Origin of the sequence: Candidatus Accumulibacter contiguus (assembly GCF_012940005.1) — a bacterium.
GTDB lineage: Bacteria > Pseudomonadota > Gammaproteobacteria > Burkholderiales > Rhodocyclaceae > Accumulibacter > Accumulibacter contiguus.
In genome coordinates this window covers 1-8,331 of the sequence record NZ_SPMX01000098.1, presented here as the reverse complement: position 1 = coordinate 8,331, position 8,331 = coordinate 1, and the positions used below count along the sequence as shown (strand labels likewise).

The following is an 8,331-nucleotide window of genomic DNA, read 5'->3' as shown; positions in this document are numbered from 1 at the left end:
GAACGTGTACAGCACAGCAAATACCAGCAATCTCAGCCATGCCTCCCCCTCTTCGGTTTCCCAAAACCCCGATTCAGGATGTCGGTTCCTACGGGCTTGCGCTTGCAGGTGGCGATGAACACTGCTTTTCGGGCGATGAATTAATTCCCCCACTGCACGCAGGCTTCGTTTTCCCTGGTCTGTAAGTGCGGCAAAAATGACGCGGCTGGTTGTCCGTATGGCTTGAGTCGTAGAGTTTTTTTTGTCATAAAACTGATGATACAGGAGATGCGGCAACCAGTTCCCATCTCCTCAGCTCCCTTCATCCTCAGACTCTATCGGTAGCATGACTGTCCCGCTTTAAGTGGGAAGCCGATCAACGAGATGATTGCCCAACGCGACCTCGACCGTGCCAATAGCGAAGCCGCGCGTGACGAAGCGATCACGGCTCTGCGCGCGGCCAGCACCGCCAAGGTACAGCAACTCAATACGATCCGTGAAAGCCTGCTGCATCATGCCGAACAGATTGTCGAGATCCATCAGCGGCTGCGCTCGGCCCCCGGCGACGTCAACACAGACGATGTACAGGCCCTCGAACACGCGGCTCAGGGCATGGTGACGCTACTCGAAGTCCTGGCGGTTGACCACACTTGAAACTGCCATGGCCATGGCAAAGGACGACCTGCTTAACACCCATCAGTTTTTTTGTACTAAAGCTCTATCGGCTTGGCGAGACCGGCTTGCCATTGCCCGCATTTTCGGCGTCTCCATAAACTGATCGGTGTTAAGGTCACTTGACTTGAGTTTCCAGCCCCGTATAATGCGCGCTTCCTTGAGGTCATATGCAATGTTGGCTTTGATGAAGGCGCGTAGCTCAGCTGGTTAGAGCACCACCTTGACATGGTGGGGGTCGTTGGTTCGAGTCCAATCGCGCCTACCAGTTAAACCACGGTAAACTGGTTTGGCTGGATGGAACAGCAAGAATGAAGGAAGCCGGTCTTGCTGTCGCAAGAAAAACTGTCCAAAGCCATCGGCAAATTCCGGTTGGCCTGCGTTCATAGCCAGGCAGTTCTTCTGATCCATTACACAAATACCTCCACCGTCTCACCAAAGGTTCTATCCGGCTTTCCGGTTCCAGGCTATGCCATCGACGCGCGATGCGCTAACATGAATGGCTGAAGCCAGCAGCAAGGTGGACCGACCGCCACCTGCCGCACAATCCGAATGGGTGATTCGAGGTCGAACGAGCGTTCTCAAACCCTTCCCCGCGATCGGTGGTCAAACAGAAACTGAAGGAGTGATGAACATGGACAAGCCTGCCGGACGAGTTGATGGAGAAACCGAGGCGACGCTGTTGTCCGCGTCACCCGAACAATACATGTCTGCCGGGCAACTGGCTTTTTTCCGCCGGCGACTGCTCGACGAAGAGCAAACCTTGCTCTCGGCCGTGAAAAAGACGGCTGGCCACCTGCAGGAGAGTGCAACGAGCTCCGACTGGAACGATCGTGCCAGCGCCGAGGAGGAACACACCCTTGAGCTGCGCGTTCGCGACCGCGAAAGAAAACTGCTCCAGAAAATCCGCGAAGCCCTGAAACGCATTGATGAAGGCAACTATGGCTGGTGCGAGGAAACCGGCGAGCCGATCGGCATCCCCCGGCTTCTGGCACGGCCTACGGCCGCCCTCTGCCTGGAAGCCCAGGAGCGGCGCGAACTGGCGAAACGCCGATTCGGTTGATTTGCCATGCCACAGATCACTGCCAACAATCTTCAGATCGAGTATGAATCCTTCGGCGCCGAGTCGGCACCGGTCATCCTGCTGATCATGGGGCTGGGCGCGCAATTGGGGCGCTGGAACATCGAACTCTGTGAGGCGCTCGTCGCCCGTGCCTATCGCGTGATCCGTTTCGACAACCGCGATTGCGGACTGTCAAGCAAACTCGACGCGGCCGGCGTTCCGGACGTCGGCCGGGCACTGCGCACCGGTACGCCAGTGACCGCGCCTTATACGCTTGAGGACATGGCGGCGGACAGTGTCGGTCTGCTCGATGCGCTGGGCATCGAAAAAGCGCATCTCGTGGGTGCGTCGATGGGCGGCGCGATCGCGCAGATCGTTGCGGCACTCTATCCGCAGCGGACGCTGTCGCTGACCAGCATCATGTCCACCAGCAGCCACCCCGACCTGCCGCCGCCGACGCGCGAGGCTGCACAGGCGTTGATGGCGCCCCTGCCGCCGACGCGCGACAAGGAAACGCTCATCGAAGACGCCATCCGACGCCAGTTGGCCGTCGCCAGTCCGGAATACCCGAGTTGTCCAGTGCGTTTGCGGGAAGTCTTCACCGAGGAGCATGTGCGCGGCTTCCACCCGCGTGGGGTAACCCGGCAACTGGCCGCCTTTCTCGCCAGTGGTGATCGGCGCGCCCTGCTGGCGACGATTCAGGCACCAACGCTGGTCTTGCACGGTGCCGAAGATCCGCTGATTCCGGTGGCCTGTGGCTATGATGTGGCGGCGCACATCCCGGGGGCCAAGATGCGGGTGATCGAAGGAATGGCACATGATTTCCCGCTGGCGCTCACCGAGGTGTTCGCCGATGCGATCGCCAGCGTGGCACAAGCTGCAGAACGCTGATCCGCCCGCGGGCGCTCCTGCATAGCGACCGATGAATGCCGTTCTCGCGCCCGAACCGATGATTTTTGTCGACCTGGAGACCAGCGGCGCCAATTTCGCGAACGACCGGATCATTGAAGTCGGCCTGATCGAAGTCGATGAGAACGGCGCACAGGAATGGAGCGTCCTGGTCAATCCCGAAACGCCGCTTTCCCCTTTCATCTCCGGGCTCACCGGCATCGATGACGCGATGCTCTGCTCTGCCCCCACGTTCCGGCAACTCGCGCCGGCACTGCTCGACCGGCTGCGCGGTCGCCTGCTCATCGCCCATAATGCGCGCTTCGACTACGGCTTCCTGAAAAGCGAGTTCGCACGGCTCGGGGTGGATTTTCGGGCACCCAGCCTGTGTACAGTCAAGCTCTCACGCAAGCTGTTTCCCGAGCACCACCGCCACAACCTCGATACCCTGATGACGCGCCATGGCCTCAGCCTGAGCGGCGATCGTCACCGTGCGCTGGCCGACGCGCGCGTCCTCTGGGAATTGTGGCAGTGCTGGCATCGGCAACTGCCCGCTGCAACCATCCAAGGCGCGGTCGCATCGATTGTCGGTCGCCCCGAGTTGCCACCGCAGATCGACGCTGCGCTGATCGACGATCTGCCCGAGGCGGCAGGTGCGTATGCGTTTTACGGCAAGGATGGTCGCCTGCTGCTGAGCAGGCGCAGCAGCAATCTCCGCCAACAGGTTCTGGCACACTTCACGCCGGACAAGCGCGACACCGCACTGATCCGCGACACCAGGAAAATCGGGTGGCGTGATGCAGCCGGCGAGTTCGGCGCGCGCCTGCGCGAGATCGAACTCGCCCGCTCGGCGCCAGAAATCGGGCCGGCGGTCGCGAGCCACGGTTTGCAAAGACACGCAGCGGCCAATGGACTCTGTTCTTGGCAACTACGGCAATACGGCCAAGGCGATTTTCGGCCGCAACTCGTTTTTGCAGAAGACATCGATTTTGCGCTTGCCGACGATCTGTTCGGCTTGTACCCGACTCGTCGCGAGGCGCAGCGCAGCCTGCGCACGCTCGCCGATGCACACCGCCTGTGCCACCGCCAGCTCGGGCTGGAAGAAACGGCAGCAGGAGAGGCCTGCGCCGCCTTCCGGCAGAAGAACTGCCGCGGCGTCTGCATCGGCAAGGAAACTGCGATGCTGCACAGCGCCCGCCTGATGAGCGCGCTGGCCAAGTTCAAGGTCAAGGTCTGGCCGTACCAGGGACCGGTGGTGTTGATCGAGCGTGACGAGTTCGGTATGCGTGAGGATCTGCATCTGGTCGATCGCTGGCGCCTGCTGGGCACGCTGAATAGCGAAGAAGCCCTGCAGGCGCGCTTGGCTGACGGCCCGAGTTGCAACCGCTTCGACCCTGATATCTACCGGCTCATCCACAAGGTCCTGCAGACGGGCAAGCTGCGCGTTCGTCCCTGCCCAGCGTTCTCACTTTGAGCGTTCGATGGCCGCCGGATTGCCGGGACGCCCGCCGGCCTTGCGCAAGAGGTCGGCGATGTCGGTGTTCTCGGTCTTCAGTGCCCAGTCGATGGCCGTCGCGCCACGCTCGTTGGCAAGATTCGGATCGGCGTTGCTCTGCAACAGCAGTTCGACGACCTCGAGATGCCCAAAGCGTGCGGCAAACAGCAGCGCCGTCGAACCATTCGCGGTCCTTGCATTGACCTCGGCGCCCTTCTTGAGCAGGTAGTCGACCACCGCAGCGTGGCCGTTGAAAGACGCGTAGATCAGCGGTGGCCAGCCGTACAGGTTGACGTCTGCGCCCGCTTCCACCAGACGTTTCACGAACGGCAGCTTGCCCTTGTAGGCCGCCAGGCTCAGCGCGGTTTCGCCGTTGCGGTTGCGGGTATTGATACGGGCGCGATGCTTGAGCAGGTAGTCGAAAAAATCCATGTTCCCACGCTGAACCGCCTGCATCAGCAGCGTGTTGCCGGAGGCATCGACTGAATTGACATCCATGCCGCGGTTGATCAACTGGATCGCCCAGGGCGTGTCACCGGCGATCATCGCCTCCTCCATGTCTTCATAAGTTCCGGCAATAGCACAGGCAGGGACGAGCAAGGCAAACAGCAAAGCAATCATTTTCATTGAGGAACTTTCGTACGGGCATCAGGAAACAGACGGAAAAAATTGCTGGTGGTGGCGTCGACCAGCTCCTGGTAGCTCAGGCCGCGCAATCTCGCCATCTCTTCGGCAACGTGTTTCACATAGCCAGGCTGGTTGGTCTTTCCCCGATAGGGTACCGGCGCGAGATAGGGAGAATCGGTTTCCACCAACAGGCGGTCGAGCGGCACTCGCGCTGCCACCTCCCGCACCGTGAGCGCATTCTTGAAGGTGACGATGCCGGACATGGAAATGTAAAACCCCTGATCGAGCGCCGCTTCGGCGACCTGCCAGGTCTCGGTGAAGCAGTGCATCACCCCGCCAGCCTCGCCGGCACCCTCTTCCTGCATCACTCGCAGGGTATCGGCTGCCGCCTCCCGCGTATGGACCACCAGAGGCTTGCCGGCGGTGCGGGCAGCGCGAATGTGCGTACGGAAACGCTCTCGCTGCCACTCTGGCGCATCCTTGTGCCAGTAGTAATCCAGCCCGGTCTCACCGATGGCGATGATCCGCGGATGGCGAGCCAGTTCGACGAGTTCGGCAAGCGTCGGTTCGCGCACCCCGGTGGTCTCGGGATGCACGCCAACCGACGCCAGGATCGTTGGCCAGGCCTCGGCGAGCGCCAGCACCCGTGGCAGGTCTTCGAGGGTGACGCCGATGCATACGGCGCAACCCACGCCATTGTCGTGCATCAGTTCGAGCACCTGCTCGATATGGGCAGACAACTTCGGGAAGTCGAGGTGACAGTGCGAATCGACCAGCATCCCCATCAGACGGTATGCGTCGGGCGACCGGACTGCATCACTCCACCGAGCAGTCCCTCGATGCGTTTGCGTGCCTCCATGCCACTCTCGTCGTTCTTAAAGTGCACACCAATCCCCTGGACCTTGTTGTTATGCGCACCAACCGGGGTAATCCAGACGACCGTACCGGCGATCGGCAGTTTGGCCGGATCCTCCATCAGCGACAACAGCATGAACACCTCATCGCCCATGCCATAGTTGCGGGTGGTCGGAATGAAGATTCCACCGTTGCGCAAGAGCGGCATGTACGCTGCGTATAACGCCGACTTCGAGTTGATGTTCAGCGACAATACGCTCGGGCGCGGTGCTGCGGGGGCAACTGGCTTGCTGGTGTTTGCTTCTGCCATATCCCTCTCAGGAAGTTCGGAACAGCCGCACGTAACTCAAAAAAAAACTCTTCGAGAAAGAGGCGGCTGTTCAAGGGTTGCTCGCAATGGGCCTTGTATTGTATCGCCTTTCTGTGGAATGCCAAGAGCTTGCGGGTGTCGGTGGTTTGCGCCAGGTCTTGCAGCAGCGGTCTCTGCGCCAGGAAATAGCGTGCTGGCAGACCTTCGCTCGCCAAAACGAGGTCGAACAGCCACTTCTGCCCCCAGTCGATAACGCGCTTCAAGGGCGCCGGGCGCTTTTCGGCCTTGACCAGCTTGTCGAGGCTGGTGGCGGCGGCCAAAGGGTCTAGCCCCTGCCCACGCGAGACCTGCGCGAGCAGCGAATCGAGCAGCACGCGCTCGCCGCTGCCGCTGAGTTCAAGCGCCAGCAGCGGCGAACCACCAGCCAGTGCCAGCCAGTTTCCGGCATCGCTGACCCCCGCATCGCGCAACCATCGTCCGGCAAGGTCACGCACCGGGCTGTGCACGGGTATCGCCTGACAGCGGCTACGGATGGTCGGCAGCAATCGATGCGGTTCACTGCAAACCAGAATGAACAGGGTAGAGGCGATCGGTTCTTCCAGCGATTTCAGAAGAGCATTGGCGGTCGAGCGATTCATGGCCTCGGCCGGGTTGAGCAACACCACGCGCACACCATGGCGGTGGGTACCGACATGCAGAAAGTCATCGAGCGCCCGTACCTGATCGATCGTGATCTGCTGGCTGGGCTTCTTCTTGCCCGCATCTTCGCCCTCACCGGCCTCGGCCCCGGCCTCGGCAGCGAGCGCGTTCGGCCGCAACAGACGCAGATCCGGGTGATTGCCTTGCGCAAGCCAACCGCAGGCCAGGCATTTGCCGCAGGCCAAACCGGAGGCATCGAGGTCTTCACAGAGCAGTGATTCGGCGAAGGCGCTGGCCAGCTCGAATTTTCCGATACCCCGCGGGCCGGCCATCAGCAACGCATGCGGCAACTGTGCTCGCCGTGCACACAATTGTTGCCAGACTGTGGAATGCAATTCAATCATGTTCATGAGGCGTGTCTTGCAATCGTATCCTGAATCAGTTTCCGGATCACTTCCGGGGCCTGATCCGCATCGATGACGCGGATGCGCTGTGGCGCCGCGGCTGCACGTTCCAGATACGCCTGGCGCACGCGCTCATGGAAATCTGTACGCTCCCTTTCGAAACGGTCGAGGTCGCGCGCCTGGGCAACGATGCGCCGAGCAGCGATGGCCGACGGCAAATCGAAAAGCAGTGTCAGATCCGGTTGCAGATGAGGATGCACCCACTGTTCGAGCTGCGCGAATTTCACCCGGTCGAGGCCACGCCCGCCGCTCTGGTAGGCGTAGCTAGCGTCGCTGAAACGGTCGCAGATCACCCAGTCACCGCGTTCGAGGGCCGGTTCGATGACCCGTTCGAGGTGCTCACGGCGAGCCGCAAACAACAGCAACGCTTCCGTCTCGAGGTGCATCGCCTGATGCAGCAGCAGTTCCCGGAGTTTTTCGCCAAGCGGCGTCCCTCCTGGTTCACGGGTGGACAGCACCGTCCGGCCCTGGTCAGCAAGAAAGGCTACTGCGTCGGCCATATGACTGCTCTTGCCGGCACCGTCGATGCCCTCAAAGGTGATGAATTTTCCGCGCGACTTGTACTCCCCTGGACTCAAGGCTTGCCACCTTTCTGATAGCGAGTCACCGCCTGCCTGTGTTCAGGCAGCGTATGTGAAAAATGGCTCGTTCCATCGCCACGGGCAACAAAATACAGCGCCTCGCTGAGCTCCGGATGCAGTGTGGCCCGCAAGGAAGCCAGGCCGGGCATGGCGATCGGTGTCGGCGGCAGACCGGCACGTGTGTAGGTATTGTAGGGCGTATCGGCAAGCAGGTCGCTTTTGCGCAGATTGCCGTCGAAATTCTCGCCCAGACCGTAGATCACGGTCGGGTCGGTCTGCAGGAGCATTCCCTGGCGCAAACGGTTTACGAACACCGCGGCCACCAGCGAGCGATCCTGTTCGCGCCCGGTCTCCTTTTCGACGATCGAAGCCATGATCAAGGCCTGGTAGGGATCACGATACGGCAGAGCAGCCGCCCGCGCGGACCATTCGCGCTCCAGATGCCGCTGCATCGCGCGGTAGGCACGCGCCAGCAGTTCGACATCGCTACTGCGTTTGGCAAAAAGATAGGTGTCGGGAAAGAAGAGTCCCTCGGCGGCCACCTGTGGTGCGCCCAGCAGGCGCATGATCTCGGCTTCGGGAATACCCGTGGTTTCATGGCGAAGGTCCGGATGCGCATCGAGGCGCTCGCGCATTTGCCGGAAGGTCCACCCTTCGATGAATGCCAGTTCCGCCTGCGTGAAGTCGCCATGGGTCAGTTTCCTCAACAATTGCAGTTGTGTCACGCCGCGGGCGATTTCGTAGCTGCCGGCCTTGAT

General features: G+C 61.0%; 10 protein-coding genes, 1 tRNA gene and 1 pseudogene. 5 read left to right on the top strand and 7 right to left on the bottom strand.

Annotation, left to right across the window (positions count from 1 at the left end; all coding sequences use genetic code 11):
- Positions 1-276 (bottom strand): annotated as a pseudogene (locus E4Q08_RS24185) (hypothetical protein); the annotation flags it as partial.
- 87 nt (positions 277-363) lie between these two features.
- Here E4Q08_RS24185 and E4Q08_RS22745 point away from each other — a divergent pair.
- The 5 genes from E4Q08_RS22745 (at position 364) to E4Q08_RS22725 (ending at position 4,076) form a co-directional block, all read left to right on the top strand.
- Positions 364-633: a hypothetical protein gene (locus E4Q08_RS22745; RefSeq protein ID WP_169072079.1), complete on the top strand. Its 270-nt coding sequence runs from the start codon at positions 364-366 to the stop codon at positions 631-633.
- Between the two features lie 209 nt (positions 634-842).
- Positions 843-919: transfer RNA gene (locus tag E4Q08_RS22740), tRNA-Val, on the top strand.
- 360 nt (positions 920-1,279) lie between these two features.
- On the top strand, positions 1,280-1,714 hold the full coding sequence (gene dksA, locus E4Q08_RS22735) for an RNA polymerase-binding protein DksA (RefSeq protein WP_169072078.1): 435 nt from the start codon (positions 1,280-1,282) through the stop codon (positions 1,712-1,714).
- 6 nt (positions 1,715-1,720) lie between these two features.
- The gene (locus tag E4Q08_RS22730; RefSeq protein ID WP_169072077.1) at positions 1,721-2,605 is read left to right on the top strand and encodes an alpha/beta fold hydrolase; all 885 of its coding nucleotides are present in this window, start codon (positions 1,721-1,723) and stop codon (positions 2,603-2,605) included.
- A gap of 31 nt (positions 2,606-2,636) precedes the next feature.
- Positions 2,637-4,076 (top strand): 3'-5' exonuclease family protein, encoded by a 1,440-nt coding sequence (locus E4Q08_RS22725; RefSeq protein WP_169072076.1) that lies wholly within the window; start codon positions 2,637-2,639, stop codon positions 4,074-4,076.
- Here the strand turns inward: E4Q08_RS22725 and E4Q08_RS22720 are convergent.
- The 6 genes from E4Q08_RS22720 to mltG form a co-directional block, all read right to left on the bottom strand.
- Positions 4,068-4,724: an ankyrin repeat domain-containing protein gene (locus E4Q08_RS22720; protein WP_169072075.1), complete on the bottom strand. Its 657-nt coding sequence runs from the start codon at positions 4,722-4,724 to the stop codon at positions 4,068-4,070. The genes E4Q08_RS22725 and E4Q08_RS22720 overlap by 9 nt on opposite strands.
- The gene (locus E4Q08_RS22715; RefSeq protein WP_169072080.1) at positions 4,721-5,503 is read right to left on the bottom strand and encodes a TatD family hydrolase; all 783 of its coding nucleotides are present in this window, start codon (positions 5,501-5,503) and stop codon (positions 4,721-4,723) included. Before E4Q08_RS22715 ends, E4Q08_RS22720 begins: the two co-directional genes overlap by 4 nt.
- 5 nt (positions 5,504-5,508) lie before the next feature.
- Complete coding sequence (locus tag E4Q08_RS22710) at positions 5,509-5,889, bottom strand: PilZ domain-containing protein (RefSeq protein ID WP_034918700.1); 381 nt, start codon at positions 5,887-5,889, stop codon at positions 5,509-5,511.
- Positions 5,823-6,938 (bottom strand): DNA polymerase III subunit delta', encoded by a 1,116-nt coding sequence (gene holB / locus E4Q08_RS22705; protein WP_169072074.1) that lies wholly within the window; start codon positions 6,936-6,938, stop codon positions 5,823-5,825. The genes E4Q08_RS22710 and holB overlap by 67 nt, the downstream gene beginning before the upstream one ends.
- Positions 6,935-7,570 (bottom strand): dTMP kinase, encoded by a 636-nt coding sequence (tmk, locus tag E4Q08_RS22700; protein WP_169072073.1) that lies wholly within the window; start codon positions 7,568-7,570, stop codon positions 6,935-6,937. Before tmk ends, holB begins: the two co-directional genes overlap by 4 nt.
- Positions 7,567-8,331: endolytic transglycosylase MltG (gene mltG, locus E4Q08_RS22695; RefSeq protein WP_169072072.1), on the bottom strand; the 765-nt coding region annotated here is incomplete at its 5' end. The genes tmk and mltG, both read right to left, overlap by 4 nt.

Excerpts from the sequence above, each read along its gene's own strand:
- E4Q08_RS22745 (WP_169072079.1), top strand. The coding sequence starts at position 364 with ATGATTGCCCAACGCGACCTCGACCGTGCCAATAGCGAAGCCGCGCGT.
- dksA (WP_169072078.1), top strand. The coding sequence starts at position 1,280 with ATGAACATGGACAAGCCTGCCGGACGAGTTGATGGAGAAACCGAGGCG.
- E4Q08_RS22730 (WP_169072077.1), top strand. The coding sequence starts at position 1,721 with ATGCCACAGATCACTGCCAACAATCTTCAGATCGAGTATGAATCCTTC.
- E4Q08_RS22725 (WP_169072076.1), top strand. The coding sequence starts at position 2,637 with ATGAATGCCGTTCTCGCGCCCGAACCGATGATTTTTGTCGACCTGGAG.
- E4Q08_RS22720 (WP_169072075.1), bottom strand. The coding sequence starts at position 4,724 with ATGAAAATGATTGCTTTGCTGTTTGCCTTGCTCGTCCCTGCCTGTGCT.
- E4Q08_RS22715 (WP_169072080.1), bottom strand. The coding sequence starts at position 5,503 with ATGCTGGTCGATTCGCACTGTCACCTCGACTTCCCGAAGTTGTCTGCC.
- E4Q08_RS22710 (WP_034918700.1), bottom strand. The coding sequence starts at position 5,889 with ATGGCAGAAGCAAACACCAGCAAGCCAGTTGCCCCCGCAGCACCGCGC.
- holB (WP_169072074.1), bottom strand. The coding sequence starts at position 6,938 with ATGAACATGATTGAATTGCATTCCACAGTCTGGCAACAATTGTGTGCA.